The 14,467-nt window shown below is 67.5% G+C and carries 26 protein-coding genes; all 26 read left to right on the top strand.

Annotated elements, in window-relative coordinates; translation table 11 throughout:
- Positions 1–3: 3 nt before the first annotated feature.
- Entirely contained in the window at positions 4–291 is a 288-nt protein-coding gene (locus tag DEJ47_RS04640; RefSeq protein ID WP_150165203.1) for a hypothetical protein, read from the top strand.
- A gap of 72 nt (positions 292–363) precedes the next feature.
- Complete coding sequence (locus DEJ47_RS04635) at positions 364–696, top strand: hypothetical protein (RefSeq protein ID WP_150165201.1); 333 nt, start codon at positions 364–366, stop codon at positions 694–696.
- A gap of 12 nt (positions 697–708) precedes the next feature.
- Positions 709–1,551, top strand: coding sequence for a hypothetical protein (locus DEJ47_RS04630; RefSeq protein ID WP_150165199.1), 843 nt, complete (start codon positions 709–711; stop codon positions 1,549–1,551).
- Positions 1,542–1,835 carry a hypothetical protein gene (locus tag DEJ47_RS04625; RefSeq protein WP_150165197.1) on the top strand — a complete coding sequence of 98 codons (294 nt, stop codon included), beginning with the start codon at positions 1,542–1,544 and terminating at the stop codon, positions 1,833–1,835. The genes DEJ47_RS04630 and DEJ47_RS04625 overlap by 10 nt, the downstream gene beginning before the upstream one ends.
- Positions 1,836–1,847: 12 nt before the next feature.
- Complete coding sequence (locus tag DEJ47_RS04620) at positions 1,848–2,063, top strand: hypothetical protein (RefSeq protein WP_150165195.1); 216 nt, start codon at positions 1,848–1,850, stop codon at positions 2,061–2,063.
- 12 nt (positions 2,064–2,075) lie between these two features.
- Positions 2,076–2,786, top strand: coding sequence for a glycosyltransferase family 2 protein (locus tag DEJ47_RS04615; RefSeq protein ID WP_150165193.1), 711 nt, complete (start codon positions 2,076–2,078; stop codon positions 2,784–2,786).
- Entirely contained in the window at positions 2,783–3,379 is a 597-nt protein-coding gene (locus DEJ47_RS04610; protein ID WP_150165191.1) for a class I SAM-dependent methyltransferase, read from the top strand. The genes DEJ47_RS04615 and DEJ47_RS04610 overlap by 4 nt, the downstream gene beginning before the upstream one ends.
- 93 nt (positions 3,380–3,472) lie before the next feature.
- Positions 3,473–3,949, top strand: a complete 477-nt coding sequence (locus DEJ47_RS04605) for a helix-turn-helix domain-containing protein (protein ID WP_150165188.1) — start codon at positions 3,473–3,475, stop codon at positions 3,947–3,949.
- Complete coding sequence (locus tag DEJ47_RS04600) at positions 3,934–4,815, top strand: NAD-dependent epimerase/dehydratase family protein (RefSeq protein WP_150165186.1); 882 nt, start codon at positions 3,934–3,936, stop codon at positions 4,813–4,815. The genes DEJ47_RS04605 and DEJ47_RS04600 overlap by 16 nt, the downstream gene beginning before the upstream one ends.
- A 26-nt stretch (positions 4,816–4,841) precedes the next feature.
- Positions 4,842–5,201: a hypothetical protein gene (locus tag DEJ47_RS04595; RefSeq protein ID WP_150165184.1), complete on the top strand. Its 360-nt coding sequence runs from the start codon at positions 4,842–4,844 to the stop codon at positions 5,199–5,201.
- A gap of 215 nt (positions 5,202–5,416) precedes the next feature.
- The gene (locus DEJ47_RS04590) at positions 5,417–5,719 is read left to right on the top strand and encodes a hypothetical protein (protein WP_150165182.1); all 303 of its coding nucleotides are present in this window, start codon (positions 5,417–5,419) and stop codon (positions 5,717–5,719) included.
- Between the two features lie 8 nt (positions 5,720–5,727).
- Complete coding sequence (locus DEJ47_RS04585) at positions 5,728–6,018, top strand: hypothetical protein (protein ID WP_150165180.1); 291 nt, start codon at positions 5,728–5,730, stop codon at positions 6,016–6,018.
- Between the two features lie 123 nt (positions 6,019–6,141).
- Positions 6,142–6,501 (top strand): hypothetical protein, encoded by a 360-nt coding sequence (locus DEJ47_RS04580; RefSeq protein WP_150165178.1) that lies wholly within the window; start codon positions 6,142–6,144, stop codon positions 6,499–6,501.
- A 21-nt stretch (positions 6,502–6,522) separates the two neighbouring features.
- Entirely contained in the window at positions 6,523–6,708 is a 186-nt protein-coding gene (locus tag DEJ47_RS04575) for a hypothetical protein (RefSeq protein ID WP_150165176.1), read from the top strand.
- Positions 6,708–6,920: a hypothetical protein gene (locus tag DEJ47_RS04570; protein WP_150165174.1), complete on the top strand. Its 213-nt coding sequence runs from the start codon at positions 6,708–6,710 to the stop codon at positions 6,918–6,920. Before DEJ47_RS04575 ends, DEJ47_RS04570 begins: the two co-directional genes overlap by 1 nt.
- On the top strand, positions 6,920–7,282 hold the full coding sequence (locus DEJ47_RS04565; RefSeq protein WP_150165172.1) for a hypothetical protein: 363 nt from the start codon (positions 6,920–6,922) through the stop codon (positions 7,280–7,282). Before DEJ47_RS04570 ends, DEJ47_RS04565 begins: the two co-directional genes overlap by 1 nt.
- The gene (locus DEJ47_RS36275; protein ID WP_190415270.1) at positions 7,275–7,442 is read left to right on the top strand and encodes a hypothetical protein; all 168 of its coding nucleotides are present in this window, start codon (positions 7,275–7,277) and stop codon (positions 7,440–7,442) included. Before DEJ47_RS04565 ends, DEJ47_RS36275 begins: the two co-directional genes overlap by 8 nt.
- Before the next feature lie 41 nt (positions 7,443–7,483).
- The gene (locus tag DEJ47_RS04560; protein ID WP_150165169.1) at positions 7,484–7,843 is read left to right on the top strand and encodes a hypothetical protein; all 360 of its coding nucleotides are present in this window, start codon (positions 7,484–7,486) and stop codon (positions 7,841–7,843) included.
- Between the two features lie 295 nt (positions 7,844–8,138).
- The gene (locus tag DEJ47_RS04550) at positions 8,139–8,387 is read left to right on the top strand and encodes a hypothetical protein (protein ID WP_150165165.1); all 249 of its coding nucleotides are present in this window, start codon (positions 8,139–8,141) and stop codon (positions 8,385–8,387) included.
- 3 nt (positions 8,388–8,390) lie between these two features.
- Entirely contained in the window at positions 8,391–8,603 is a 213-nt protein-coding gene (locus tag DEJ47_RS04545; protein ID WP_150165163.1) for a hypothetical protein, read from the top strand.
- A gap of 851 nt (positions 8,604–9,454) precedes the next feature.
- Positions 9,455–9,931, top strand: coding sequence for a hypothetical protein (locus tag DEJ47_RS04535; protein WP_150165159.1), 477 nt, complete (start codon positions 9,455–9,457; stop codon positions 9,929–9,931).
- 41 nt (positions 9,932–9,972) lie between these two features.
- Positions 9,973–10,158, top strand: coding sequence for a hypothetical protein (locus DEJ47_RS36770; RefSeq protein ID WP_223828235.1), 186 nt, complete (start codon positions 9,973–9,975; stop codon positions 10,156–10,158).
- Positions 10,159–10,212: 54 nt separating this feature from the next.
- Positions 10,213–11,571 carry a terminase gene (locus DEJ47_RS04530; RefSeq protein ID WP_223828234.1) on the top strand — a complete coding sequence of 453 codons (1,359 nt, stop codon included), beginning with the start codon at positions 10,213–10,215 and terminating at the stop codon, positions 11,569–11,571.
- Complete coding sequence (locus DEJ47_RS04525) at positions 11,568–13,016, top strand: phage portal protein (RefSeq protein ID WP_150165157.1); 1,449 nt, start codon at positions 11,568–11,570, stop codon at positions 13,014–13,016. The genes DEJ47_RS04530 and DEJ47_RS04525 overlap by 4 nt, the downstream gene beginning before the upstream one ends.
- Complete coding sequence (locus tag DEJ47_RS04520; RefSeq protein WP_150165155.1) at positions 12,994–13,749, top strand: hypothetical protein; 756 nt, start codon at positions 12,994–12,996, stop codon at positions 13,747–13,749. The genes DEJ47_RS04525 and DEJ47_RS04520 overlap by 23 nt, the downstream gene beginning before the upstream one ends.
- A gap of 79 nt (positions 13,750–13,828) precedes the next feature.
- A complete protein-coding gene (locus DEJ47_RS04515; protein ID WP_150165154.1) occupies positions 13,829–14,464 on the top strand; it encodes a hypothetical protein in 636 nt (211 codons plus the stop codon).
- Positions 14,465–14,467 lie beyond the last annotated feature (3 nt).

Genomic DNA, 14,467 nt, shown 5'->3' with positions numbered 1-14,467 from the left:
GGCGTGCAGATCCCCGCCAGCAGCACCGAATACCTGCACGTCCCCATCGACGGCCCGGCCGGGGCCGACCTCACCGCATTCCCCGTGAAGGTCGCCGTCGTCGCCCACCGCGACAACCCGTCGGGCTCCGAATGGCAAGAGGCGGACCTGATCGACGGTGAAGCACGCCTCCTCATCGGACCAGGTACCGAACTCACCCTCGCCCGCGGCGACTACCGCGTCTGGGTGTCCGTCGATCCGCCCGGCGCTGAGGCCATCACCCGCATCGCCGGACACCTCGGCGTCACCTGATCCGGAAGGAGGGCAGTAGAGATAAGCGACAACCTTTCGAATACGGCCGAAAACCGGGCACTCGACTGGCTGATGGGCACGTCAACTACCGCCCCCACCCTGCCGCTGAAAGTCGCCCTCGTCACCGCCAACGGCACCGACGCGGCGGCCGGCACCGAAGCGACCGGCGGCTCCTACGCCCGCAAGAACCTCTCCGTCGCCGCTGCATCCAGCGGCGCCACCTCCAACTCCGCTGACCTTGTGTGGACCGGAATGCCAGCCGGAACGTTCGTCGGCGTAGAGGTCTGGGACTCCGCGGGCACGCCCGTGCGCCTCTGGTACGGCGCCCTCGCCGCGAGCCGCACGCTGCTGGCAGGGGATGAGCTCCGTATCACCGCTGGCCAGCTCACGTTCTCGCTCTCCTGATCGGGGCGTGCCATGCCCCTGATCTCGACGCTCGTCGACAGCTTCCAGGACAACATCATCGGCCCGGAATGGGGCAACTCCTACGGAGGTGTGAGCGAGACCGGTGGCCGTGCGCGTATCCCGTGCGTGGCCGGCTCGTATGCGGGCTATCAGACCGCGAAGGTGTACACCCTCGCCGGGAGTTCGGTGTACCTGCAGGTGCCCGTCGTAGCTGCCGCCGCCTCGGCGACGGTTGAAGCGCAGACGGTGTTCGCGATCACCCCGGACCCGACGCAGGGCACCAACCTCGCCATCAACATCAACACGGTGGCCGGGACGATCCGCTTCGAGTCGAACGTCGCCTACACCGACGGCGCCGCGGTCTCCCTTACCTACAGCGCGGTCACGCACCTGTGGCTGCGCATCCGCGAAACCGGCGGCAACGTGCTGTGGGACACGTCGACGGACGGCAGCTCCTGGACCAACCGGAGGACGCTCGCCACTCCCGCCTGGGTCGCCTCCTCGACGACCCTTGCCCTTGACCTGTGGTCCTACCGCAACAACGGCACCACCAACTTCGCCGAGTTCGACAACGTCAACACGCCCGCATCCAGCGCCAGCGTGTACTTTGCGTCGGCGGCGCTCACCGCCGACGGGGCGCTCACCGCGGCAGCCACCCGCTCCATCGTTGTCTCCGCCACCCTCACCGCCGAGTCAGCGCTCGACGCGGCCACCGTGCAGACCGCCGTGGCATCCGCGGCGCTGTCCGGCGGCAGCGAACTCGGGGCGAAGACCGACGCGGTCGACACCGACGACATCACCGTGCAGTTCAGTGAACCCCGCGGGGGATGGACGGTGAGCGAGCCGTGGATCTAGCCGCCATCAGCACCGAGTTCGTGAAGGTCACCGTCGTCGCGAAGGCGGGCGGACAACAGGTCCAGCTCGCTATCCCGCCGCAGTTCGCGTTCCTCCTCACCGACACCAGCCCCGTGGAGGACGACTGGCTGGTCGGCGAATGGCTCGCCCCCCACGGACGCATCCTCATCGGACCCAACGGCGGCGTCACCACTCTCGAGGCTGGCGAGTACAGGTTGTGGATCAAGTTCTTGGGCGGCTCCGAAACCCCCGTCTACCGCACCGGGACGATCACCGTCTACTGAGAGGCCCGCGCCATGGCCGCCCCAGACGAGCACCGCATCCGCTTCAGCACGAATGTCGCCGACACCCTGCAGTGGGCCAAGCGCCACGGCTACCGAACAGCCATCACCGGGGAACGTATCGGGCCGGACGCTGTCGCCCTCCTGCTGCAACGTGACACCGAACTGATCATCGTGAACGTGCCCGCCACGCTGCACTGGGACGGCGAACGCATCACGGTCGAGTCTTGAGGAGCCCGCGCCATGGCCGACGACCTGCTCGTCATCATCCCGACCAGAGGCAGGCCGCAGGCTGTCATGTCCCTCGTCAGGGCGTGGCACGAGACCGGGGCGACAGCAGATCTGCTGTTCGCCGTCGACAACGACGACCCGGAGCTCGACGCGTACAAACGCGAGGCCGCGAAGTTCATGAAGGGCGGCCAAGTCCGTTTCGTGTTCGGGAAGCGGCTGCGCCTCGTCGGCACCCTCAACGCCCAAGCGGTCAAGGCCGCGAAGAAGTACCGTTACCTGGCCTTCATGGGCGACGATCACCGGCCTCGTCCTGCTGCGGTGGCGTGGGATGCGCGGATCCGCGAGTGCCTGTCGGGCGGGCCCGGCATCGTCTACGGCAACGACCTGCTCCAGGGCGAGGCCATGGCGACCGCTGTGGCGATGACCTCGGACATCGTCGACACGCTCGGCTACATGGCGCCTCCGGCCCTTGTGCACCTCTGCGTCGATCTTTGTTGGGTCGACTGGGGTCGCGGTATGGGGCGGATCACCTACCTCGACGACATGGTCATCGAGCACCTGCACCCTGCCAACGGCAAGGCCGTCGTGGATCAGGGCTACCAGGAGTGCAACAGCCCCGAGCAGGTGTCCGCCGACTCGGCCGCCTACTACGACTACCGCAACAACGGCGGCCTCGAAGCCGACCTGGACAAGCTGCGGAAGCTCGTCAAGGAGGCAGCGTGACCGCCGAAGCCGTCATCCGAGCCTGGGATCATGCTGAGCCCGAGGCGATCCATCCCACGCGCCACGTCTCTGAGGACGCCTACTGGGAGTCCGGGAAGGCGCAGGCCGACATGCTCGCCAGCGTCATCCCCGACGGGGCGAAGGTGCTCGACTTCGGCTGCGGTGACGGCCGCGTCGCCGTGCCCATGGCCGGGCTCGGATACGACGTGACCGCCATCGACGCCTCGCAGCGAATGCTCGACCGGCTCACCGAACGCGCCCCCGACGTGACGACCGTGCAGGCCGACGCCGACGGCATCGCCGCCCATCTCGGCCGTCGCCGCATGGACGCCGTGTACGCGCTCGCCGTCCTCATCCACCACAACTGGGCCGACTGCCTCCACATCATCGGCAGGCTCCGGGCCGCCACCAAGCTCGGCGGGATCCTCGTCCTCGACTGGCCCGTCTCCGAGACACCCGAAGAAGCCGACAGCTGGATCGGCATCACCACCTGGGCGCGGCAGCAGCAAGACGCTATCTGCGCCGAACTCGGCCTGGAGCCCGTCGAGTCCGAGCTGCCGTGGGGCGTCTACCGGGCGATCAAGACCAACTGACCCTGAAACATCCATACGCCTGCGGCCTGATCACCGCAGGAAGGTAGCCCCGAGTCTCCAGGCTCGGGGCTTCCGCCTTCCCTGGAGACGAAGATGACAGAGCAGCCTGCACAGCCGCGCCGTCCGCGCCCCTCGGTGGAGCATGGGCCCACAGCCCAGGCCGTCGCCGCCAACGTCCGCCGGATGCGCAAGCGGCGGAGTATGTCGACGTATGAGCTCTCGGCTGTGCTAACGAAGATGGGGCGTCCGATCGCGGCGTCCGCTATCGCCAAGCTGGAACGGGGGGAGAGGCAGGTCAACGTCGACGAGCTCATGGTCTTGGCCTGCGCGCTGAGGACGCCGCCGTCTGCGCTCCTACTGCCACCGGATGACTCGCCGGATGCAGTCATCGAGATCACTGGCGTCGGCACCGTCTCGGCGGACGCCGCTTGGGACTGGGTAGATGGCAAGCGGCCATTGAATGCTTCAGAGCGCTTCGAGCGGCCGTACAGCCATGAACGATTGGAGCACACGCTCTACTCCCGCCCTCCCCTTCGTGGTGAAAAGGAGGTCGGATGCGTGTCTTCCTGAGCGGCGCGTCCGGCTTCGTCGGCCGTCACCTGCACCAGACCCTGCGCGACCGGGGCGACGACGTCCTCGCGATCGACCTCAACTGCACCCCGCTCGTGAAGAGCGGCGACGCTCTCGACTTCTTCCGCACCGACGACCAGCGCTTCGACCTCGCCATCCACGCTGCGGCAGTCGTCGGCGGCCGGGCCAGCATCGACGGCAGCCCCCTCGGCGTCGCCACCAACCTCGCCCTCGACTCCTGGTACTTCCGCTGGCTGGTCCGCACCGGCACCCCGCGCGCCGTGTACTTCAGCTCAAGCGCGGCCTATCCGATCGCGCTTCAGCAGCCCGGCCCGATCCACCGGCTCGTCGAGACGGACATCGACTACGCGCAGCCCGGACGGCCCGACGCGACGTATGGGCTGGCCAAGCTGGCGGGGGAGCAGCTCGCCCGGTACGCCGAAGCTGAGGGAACGCGCATTCACATCCTCAGGCCGTTCTCCGGTTACGGCGAAGATCAGGCGGACTGCTACCCGTTCCCCGCGTTCATCCGCCGCGCCAAGCAGCGGCAGGACCCGTTCGAGATCTGGGGCGACGGCAGCAGCACCCGCGACTGGATCCACGTATCGGACCTGGTGGCCGCCACGCTCGCGGCCGTCGACCAGGACTTCACCGGGCCCGTCAACCTCGGCTGGGGACGGCCCGTCAGCTTCGACGAACTCGCCGGACTCGTCACCACCATGAGCGGCTACCAGCCCGAACTGAAACACCTGCCGACCGCACCGCAAGGCGTCCACCACCGAGTCTGCGACCCCAAGCGGATGCTCGACTTCTTCAGCCCGAAGATCTCCCTCGAAGAGGGGATCCAGCGGGCGCTCAACACCTGACCACCCCACACAGGAAGGCCCGCGCCATGGCCCTCGACAGCCTCCCCACCCTCGGCCCCGACGGACTCGCCGCCGCCGAGCGGAACCGCCTGACGATCCGCGACACCCTTCGCGCACACCTCCCGGACATCGACGACGGACAGATCTGGCAGATCACCGTCGCCATCGCCGAGGACCTCCCCTTCACCTTGCCCCCGTCACCGACCAGCCTCACCTACGCCTGGAGCAACGGGCAGACGTTCAGCGCCGTGGACCACCTGGGCGGCATCCCAGACAGCGCCCGCGAACGCGCCCTGCTGCGAGGCCTGCTGACGTACACGGTCTCCCAGCTCGACCAGTACGAACTGGCAGGGCCCTCGCTCGCAGTGGCCGAGCGTGATCTGTGATGTGCGTTCCAGCGGTCGCCTTCAGCGCCATCGCGGCAGCGCTTTGGACGGCGGGAGCAGCCCTCGCGGCGGGAGTCGTGATGCTTCCCCCGGAATGGGGGCCAGCCCTACCGCTCGCCGTCGTTATCTGGATTCCGGCACTTCTGTTCACCGCCACTGCAGCCTGGCTCGGCCTTTCCGACCACGGCTGCTAACCCCACGGAAGGCCCGCGCCCATGGCCACCACCGTCATACCCATCAACACCAGCGACAGCCACGGCGGCGACATCCCCTGGCAGTACGTCGTCGGCTACATCACCATCGGCCTCATCGGCTGGCTGATCACGGCCATCCTGATCCTCCGACACGACCTGACGGACAGCGGTGAGCCGATCGACAACGACGAAAAGATCTTGGCCGTCATGATGGGTCTGGTCACCGCCGCCGTATGGCCTCTCGCCCTCGTCGGCTTCGCCATCTGGAAGATCGTCGAACGAGCCATCCGCCAGCCGGTCAACATGACCAAGCGGGACCGGTAGGGCGCCCCATGGCCGTCCCCGCCCTGCCCCTTTGGGGCTGGAATCTGATCATCGCAATACAGCGGCACGAAGAACTGCACGGCAAGGAAGACACCTGCCTCAACGGAGTCCTCAACGCGGTGCCAGCAGATGTCCGTCTCCAAGCCGCCGCCATCGGCGCCTACGTCCAGAAGGCCAGAAACGACGAGCTCGGCAAACGGATCAGCGATCACATCAAGTGGCTCACCGACTCCCTATTCGCCGACCAGTCGACGGGCTCCCACGAAGAAGGGCCGCCGCAGGAAGACGAGACGCCGTGACCGAGACCTGGCCCAGCCTCCTCGCCACCCTCGCCCTCCTCGGCGTAGGCGCCGGGCTCGGATGGGCCGTCACCACCCTCATGGACAAGATCGACCGCCGATAGCAACACGGAGCCCGCGCCTATGGCCCGCCATCAGATCACCATCGCGATGCGGCCACCGAAGCCGATCGAACGCCTCTGGTACTGGAGCCTCGGCATCCCCGCGCCCCTCGCATGCGGCCCGCCGAAGAAGCGGGAAGCCTGGGTTCGGCTCCTGCCGCAATCGTGGACCCGCATCCACCAGCGGTACGCCAGGGCCAACGGCTTCTACTGGCTGCCCTGCCTGCTCTGCTCCCGCCCCTACGGCGGCCATCAGCACGCGGGCAGCATCCCCGACCCCGAGTACGGGCCCGGCTCCGGCCGCAGCATCGGCATCTGCCCGCACTGCACCCGACACGGACGGCACATCGAACTCTCCGACGAAGACTGCCCCACCCTCTGATCATCACAGGAGCCCGCGCCCATGGCCCGCTACACGATCAAGTACCTCGACGGATGCACCGACACGATCACCGCCCACAGCGTCGTCAAGCAAGCCGAGGAAGACCAGTACTACTTCGGCAACGCCACCGGGCAACCCGTCGCCCTGATCCCCAGCGACGGAGTCCGCGCCATCATCCGCGAGGGCGTCGAGACGGTGGACGCCTGATGGCCGCCGTACCCAGCTACCGGGAACTCGCCTCCCGCACCCTCGGCCAGGCCGCGCAGCACCTCAACGCGATGCCCTCGGGGAACGTGGCCACCGCCGAGATCAAAGCCCGCGCCGCCCACGGGCAAGCCGTCGCGACAGTCGCCATCGCCCAAGCACTCCTGGAAATCGGCGACGTCCTCCGCGAAGCACTCCGGCGAGGTGACGCCTGATGGCCCGCCTCCAGATCCTCGAACTCCCCACCGAACACCACGGCGACGACATGACCACACCGTTCATCCTCGTCATCGACCAAGCCGACGAGAACACTGCCAGCACCCTGGACGGGCCGGATACAGAAGACGCCTCCTACGCCACAGCAATCAAGCGGCTCACCGGACGATCCCTCGCAGAGCAGATCGGCGCCCGCGCCATCCTCGTCTTCGAGACCACCGTCGACATCCCCGCCAACGACACCACCGCCTACAGCGCCACGCCGCCCGCCAAGCGAGAGCTCGTGGTCAACGTCGGCGACCATGAAGTGGGCTCGCTCATTGACGAGTTCGTCCGCAAGAACCACCAGGGCTATGCCTGACGTGACGGTGAAGCTGTCCCAAGGCGTCTGCGAGATCACCGTCGAGATCCACGGCAGCGACGACGACCCCCTCACCCGCGCCGAAGACGCAGCCGTCCGACTCCTCGGAGCCGCGACGACCAAAGCCCCGGCCGGACAGCGGACCGGGTTCGCAGGATAGGCGCTCGGCAGCGACACCGAACGCAGCCCCGAGGAGTAGACGTGGTTCCCGCATCCGTCATGGAGCGCCTCAAGGCAGAAGGACGCGCCATCACCATCTACCCCGTCGGCCTCCTCGCCGACCTATCCCGCTTCGTTCACGAAGCAGACAGGACCGTCGCCCGCCGACACCTCCGCGCATCACTGCACCGCGAGTGGGAGCGGATCAAGGCCCGTAAGTGGCGTGAGGCGAAGAACTACTTCAACGGCTACCTCGCCGAACACGACACGCTCGGCACTCGATGCGGCACCGGCTGGACGAGAGGGCGTGCACTGCGAGACCTGGCCCGGCACCTCATAGAGCTCGAATCGCTCAAGGAGATCGAGCGGGTCATCTCGGGGATACGCGCGGGTGGGCCGTGAGCGGCGGCTGGCAGGGCAGCGACCGCAAGGCTCGGCTGCCGTCGAACTGGTCAACCATCCGCGCCAAGGTGCTCGCCCGAGACGTGGTCTGCCAAATCTGCCGAGTTCGGCCCGCCACCCACTGTGATCACCCCAAGGCCAAGACCGATGACCATGCGGAGGACCGACTCCAAGGCGTATGCGCAACCTGCCACGGGATCAAAAGCAGCGCCGAAGGCCACGCCGCCAAAGCCGCCAACCCGCCACCCGGACGCAAACGACCGAGCGAGGCGCACCCAGGGATCAAGGAGTGACCATGCTCAGCTTCCCCATCAACGTCGCCCCCGACGAAGACCCCGAAGAAGCCGCCCGCGAACACGTCCTCTGGCGAGCCCACGTCGCACAGGTCCACCTCACCCGCCCGATCAGCCTCACCGTCACCCGCACCACCGAAAGCATGCGGCAACTCGCCAGCATCCTCGGCCTGGAAGACAACCTCACCGAGGTCTACCGCGTCGACGCCAAGACCAACGACTGCCCTGGTGACCACACGCAAGGCTACTGACCGGTGCCCGCATACCTGATCATCTACCCCGCCGGGCAGCGACGCGATGACATGCACCTCGAAGACAACCAGCTCACCGTCGACTTCAACCAAGGCTGGGCGATCTTCCGCGACAGCAAGGGCGTCTGCCTCTCCCTCCCCGCCGAACTTGGAGCCATGGTTCAGCGGGTAGACGAGGAACCAGAAGACCGGGCACCCGCGCAGCAGAAGGAGTGAGACCTGTGGCCAGCAAAGGACGAGGCAATCGCAGCCGACGAGGCAACGCCGAGACTCTGCGCCGATACTGGAGCAGCGGGCCGGGCGCAGCCAAGATCCGATGGGGAACGCCAGGCGACTGGACCAGGTGCAACCGTCAGCTCAGCCGCTACATGGGAGCGCGAGCACGCGGATACTGCCAGCTACTGCACCGCCGCAACACGGGCGTCTTCACGGGGAGCAGGCTGAACCCTGGTCGACGCAGGACCCGTTGATGCCAGCTGTTGCGTACTCACGATGCGTCGTGTGCTACGACCCGATCCCTGTTGCTATGACCTCCGATCTTGTGCGCGCACCAGGCGAGCCGCTCACTCTGGTCGCGGACGCGACGGACGTGTGGGCGCACGCGTGGACCCACGGGGAGCAGGCCGACGCCGGCCAGTGAGGGCAAGCCGTGCCGCTGCCCCTACCGTCCACTCCTACCGGCCCAGACGGGCAGCGGGCACGGGCGAGGCCGTGCATGCGTGGTCGTGTCGGCGTGGTGCTGCGTGGCGATGCGATGGCGATCGCGCGAGAGTGATCAGATCTTGATCATTGATTGAAGTCGAGGAAGATCGAGAGAAGATCGGTTAGAGACCTCAAGGCTGACCGACAAGCCCTCATCGATCTCCAAGCCGTGATCAACGCGCCTCCCGGATGATCTCCGAGTGATCCGAACGATCTCGGATCCCATCAGCGAGCCGATCACGCCTCTGACCTGGGGGCATGACCCTGACCTGCGGTTATCCAGATCGGGACCGTTTACGCGCTAAGGATGGCCCTGGGTCTGGGGATTTTGGATCTTGGATGTGAGCGGGCGGGGGTGAGCCTCTATGGCTGGCCGTGGACCCGCGCCGAAGGACCCGAAGCGACGCGCTGGTCACAGCAAGGACCCTCACGCCCAGACGATCCTTCGCTTCGAGTACGCCGAACCTCCTGATCTGCCGACGCTATCGGTCCTCAAGGACGGCGACCTCGTCGAGTACGCGTGGCCGGCGCGGACGCTGGACTGGTGGGAGATGTGGAAGGCGTCGCCTCAGGCGGAGCACTTCTCGTCGACGGACTGGGACTTCCTCTTGGACACGGCCGTGGTGCATGCGCGGCTGTGGTCGGGGGAGATGTCCGCAGCCGCTGAGCTGCGGCTGCGCGTTGCGAAGTTCGGTGCGACTCCGGAGGACCGGGCGCGGCTGCGGATGCAGTTCGCGCAGGCCGACGAGGCTGACAGCAAACGCCCTGAGGGGCATCGGTCTGCCCGTGAGCGCCGGGGCACACTGCACGCGCTGCCCCCGCCGGAAGCCGCTGGGGGTTAGTCGTGCCGTGGAAGCCGCCGGAGCCTGGAGCAGTCCCGACCTTGGGGTTTGAGGTCATCGACTGGATCACCGAATTTCTGGCAGCCCCCGACCGCGGCGACTACGAACCGTTTCTGCTGTATCCCGAGCAGGAGGACTTCGTTCTCCGCTACTACGAGATCAACCCTGCGTCTGGGAAGCGTCGCTTCCGCCGGGGGGTGATCTCCCGGCCTCGCGGCTGGGGTTGAGGCAAGTCTCCGTTCCTGGCCGCCCTGGCCATCGTCGAAGCCCTCGGCCCTGTAGTGCCCGACGGCTGGGATGCGCAAGGCCAGCCGGTTGGTAAGCCGTGGTCGGAGGTCCGGACGCCGCTGGTGCAGATCGCCGCGGTGTCGGAGACGCAGACGAAGAACACGTGGGCGCCACTGCTGGAGATGCTGCAGGGCCCGGTGATCGACGCGTACCCCGGCCTTGAGCCTCTCGACACCTTCGTCAATCTGCCCCGTGGGCGCATTGAGCCGATCACGTCGTCGGCCCGGACGGTGAAGGGCAACAAGCCTGTCTTCGCTGTGCTGGACCAGACCGAGGAGTGGGTGCGTTCGAACCGCGGCAACCGGCTCGCGGAGACGATGAGGATCAATGCCGCCAAGGTGGGTGGTACGACGATCGAATCTCCGAATGCGTTTATCCCCGGCGAGGGCAGCGTGGCCGAGGAGTCGGCCGCCTTCTGGGCGAAGATCCGTGAGGGCCGGGCCCGTGATGACGGCCTTTTCTATGACCACCGCGAGGCTCCGCCTGAGACCGACATGACGGACCGCCAATCGCTGTTGGCTGGCCTGACCTTCACTTACGGAGACTCAGCTGACCGCAACGGTGGCCACGTCGACCTCGACACGATCGTGGCGACGATCTGGGATCCGGGCACGGATCCGCAGACCGCGCGCGCCGACTTCCTCAACCAGATCACCCACGCCTCGGACTCGTGGATCTCACAGCCCGAATGGGCAGGCGTCGCCGCGGCGGACAAGGTGGTCGGCCGGGGAGAAGAGGTCGTCCTCGGCTTCGACGGATCACGCCGCAGGAACCGCGGCGTCACGGACGCCACGGCGCTGGTTGGCTGCCGCGTTTCGGACGGACATCTCTTCTTGCTGGGCTGCTGGGAGCAGCCGGACGGGCCGTTCGGACAGGACTGGCAGGTCCCGACCATTGAGGTTCTGGCTGCTGTCGAGGACGCCTTCAGGGAGTACAAGGTCGTCGGCATGTATGCGGACCCTGCCCGGTGGGAGTCGCACGTTGCGAAGTGGGAGGCCGACCACGGGCGCCGCCTGAAGCTCAAGTCGTCGACGCAGCATCCGATCGAGTGGTGGATGACGGGTGGCCGGGCGGTTCAGATCGTGCGTGCGCTGGAGAAGTTCCGCTCAAGCGTGGTCGACGGCGAGCTGTCGCATGACGGCTCGAGCGTGCTGACGCGACACATCCTCAACGCCCGGCGCCGCGAGTCCCGCAGCGGCATCCAGATCATGAAAGAGCACCCGGACTCTCCCCGAAAGATCGACGCGGCCATTGCCGCCGTCCTCGCCTGGCAGTGCCGTGTTGACGCGATGGCCAAGGGGCTCGGCAAGAAGAAGGCCGGCAAGTCGGGACGGGTGGTGGTGCTGCGGTGACCGTCTCGATCCCTGATCTCCCACTGGTGTATCTGTCGGACGACGAGCTCGGACTGATCAACATGCTGCGGGCGGACATGCTGCGTGACCGGTGGGCTCTGCAGCTGCGGGACGCCTATTTCAACGGTGAGCAGCTGGTGCGTGATCTCGGCATCAGTATCCCGCCGCAGCTCAAGGGTCTGCACACGGTGATCGGCTGGCCGCGTGTCGGCGTCGAGTCGCTGGAGGAGCGCCTGGATTTGGAGGCGTTCCGCTGGGCGGACGGTTCGGACTCGTCGGACTTGGCGGAGATCGCCCAGGCCAATGACCTGTTCGACGAGTCGAACCTGGCTCATCTGGATGCGTTGGTGTACGGCCGCGAGTACCTGGCGGTCGGCTCCGGCGACCTCGACGGGGACAGCCCGCCGTTGATCTCGGCGGAGTCGCCGCTGGATATGACGCTGATGTGGGATGCACGCCTGCGGATGGGCACGGCCGCGCTGCGGGAGTGCGCCGCTGACACGTACATCGAGTCGGGTCCTGAGGAGCGGATGCTGGTCCTGTATCTGCCGGATCAGACGGTGATGTGCCTGCCGTCGGAGTCGGGCGGCTGGGAGGTCGTCGACCGCGACATCCACAACCTCGGTGTGGTGCCGGTCGTGAGGATGGCGAACCGCCAGCGCACCGCGGACCGGGTCGGCAAGAGCGAGATCACCCCCGAGGTCATGTCGATCACGGACGCCGCGTGCCGTCGGCTGATGGGCATGGAGGTGGCCGCGGAGTTCTTCGGCGCCCCGCAGCGCTACATCCTCGGCGCGTCCGAGTCTGCGTTCCAGGACGCGGACGGCACCGCCAAGAGCGCGTGGGAGACGTACATCGGCCGGGTGCTCGCCCTGGAGCGGGACGAGAACGACAACGTCCCGGCTGTCGGCCAGTTCGCGGCGCATGACCCGACGGGCATGACGAAAATCATCGACCTGTATGCGCGGATCATGTCCAGCCAGTTCGGGCTGCCGCCGCACATGCTCGGTTACACGACCGACAACCCTGCCTCCGCCGACGCGATCCGCTCGACCGAGGCGAAGCTCGTCAAGCGATCCGAGCGGCGCATCCGCCGGTTCGGGGCTGCCTGGCAGCAGGCCATGCGCCTCGCCCTGTGGGTACGCGACGGCGAGCCGCCGGAGAAGACGCGGCGTATCGAGACGGTGTGGCGCAACCCAGCGACACCCACGGTGGCCGCGCAGGCGGACGCCACGGTCAAGCTCGTCCAGGCAGGGATCCTGCCCGCGGACTCCGATGTGACGCTGGAGATGGCCGGGTTGTCAGAGGGGCAGCGGCAGCGGGTCCGTTCAGACCGGCAGCGGGCCAACGGCCGGGCAGTCCTGGACCGTCTGGCTGCTCTGGGCGCCGTGGACGACGAGGTCCAGTCTCCGGAGGTCGTCGATGGCGACGCTGGTCTCGGATGACGGCGCCGGCGGGCGCAGGCACCGGCAAGTTCAGCGCGGCCTGACACGGTTCCTCGTGCGGGACATGCGGGCGCTGCGGCGTTTGATCCGCCCGCAGGATCTGGAAGGTACGGTGCCGGACTGGATTGAGGCGGTGCGCGCCCTGGTGGCGCAGTACGGCAACGCCTCGGCCGCGGCAGCAGCCGACTTCTACGACGCGGAGCGTGTCGCAGCCAGGGTGACGGGCCGATTCACGGTTCCACTGCTGGATCCGCCACCGGACGACAAGGTCGACAACAGTCTGCGCTGGGCGACGAAAGACCTGTGGCCCCGTGACCCGGACGATCCGTCGACGACCGACGCGCAGTTGCAGCCGCTGGATAAGCGCCTGGACGCCGCCGAGAAGAAGGCTGAGGCGGTCGTCCAAAAACTGGTGACCGACCAGGGCCGGGGCACCGTGCAGGGGGCTGTGCAGCGAGACCGGATGGCGGTCGGGTACGCCCGCGCGGCAGCCCTGGGCGCCTGCGCGTTCTGCCGAATGCTCGCCACCCGCGGGATGACCTATAAGCAGGACACGGCAGGATTCCGGGCTCACGACGGCTGCAACTGCGGCGTCATTCCGGTCTTTGCGGGCCAGCGCTTCGAGCTCTCCGAGCACGCCCAGGAGTGGGACCGCCTGTACCGCGAGTACGCGGCCCCCTATCCGGGCGATCAGCTCCGCCGGTTCCGGCGGGCCATAGCCCAGCACGGCTGATAGCCGCGCTCACCGTTTAACGAGGTCGCCCTGGTGGCGGCCTTCTTCATTTCCACAGCCCCTGGAGGGCCGATTCGTCATGCCCGAAGAGAACGAGTCCGAGCAGCAGACCGACACCGGCATCAAGGAGATCGTCGAGGAGACGGCGCCCGAGGAGAACGGCACCGAGACCACGGACGACGCCCAGGAGGCGGAGTCCGGCGGCGAGGAGAAGCCGTTCGACCGGAAGCAGGCCGAGGCGAAGATCCGCAAGGCGAACCAGGAGGCCAAGAACCTCCGGCAGCGCCTGAAGGAGCTGGAGCCGAAGGCTGAGGAGCTGCAGCGCATCAAGGATGCCGAGAAGTCGGAGTCCGAGCGGCTCAACGACCAGCTGGCCCGCGCGAACGAGCAGATCACCCGAACCCGTCAGCGGTTGGCTCGCACGCAGGTGCAGGCCCTGGCGGTGGCCGGGTTCGCGGACCCGGAGGACGCAGTCGGCGCGCTGGATCTCGACTCGTACATCGACTCTGACGGCGACATCGACGAGGCGGCCATCAAGGCGGACCTCGACGCGCTTTTGGAGCGCAAGCCGCACTGGGCGAAACCCCAGCCCCAGGAGGGCCCGCGGCGACCCGTGCCGGACCGCACTCAGGCGTCCGGCGCCAACCGAACGAAGGCCCCCAGCCCGCTGGACGAGTTCGACGGCTGGCTTAAGACGCGGCTGCCAAGTCGCTGAGAG

The organism is Streptomyces venezuelae (assembly GCF_008642355.1).
Classification (GTDB): domain Bacteria; phylum Actinomycetota; class Actinomycetes; order Streptomycetales; family Streptomycetaceae; genus Streptomyces; species Streptomyces venezuelae_B.
Note: the sequence above shows the minus strand (reverse complement) of the source record. Positions and strands in the feature narration are given on the sequence as shown.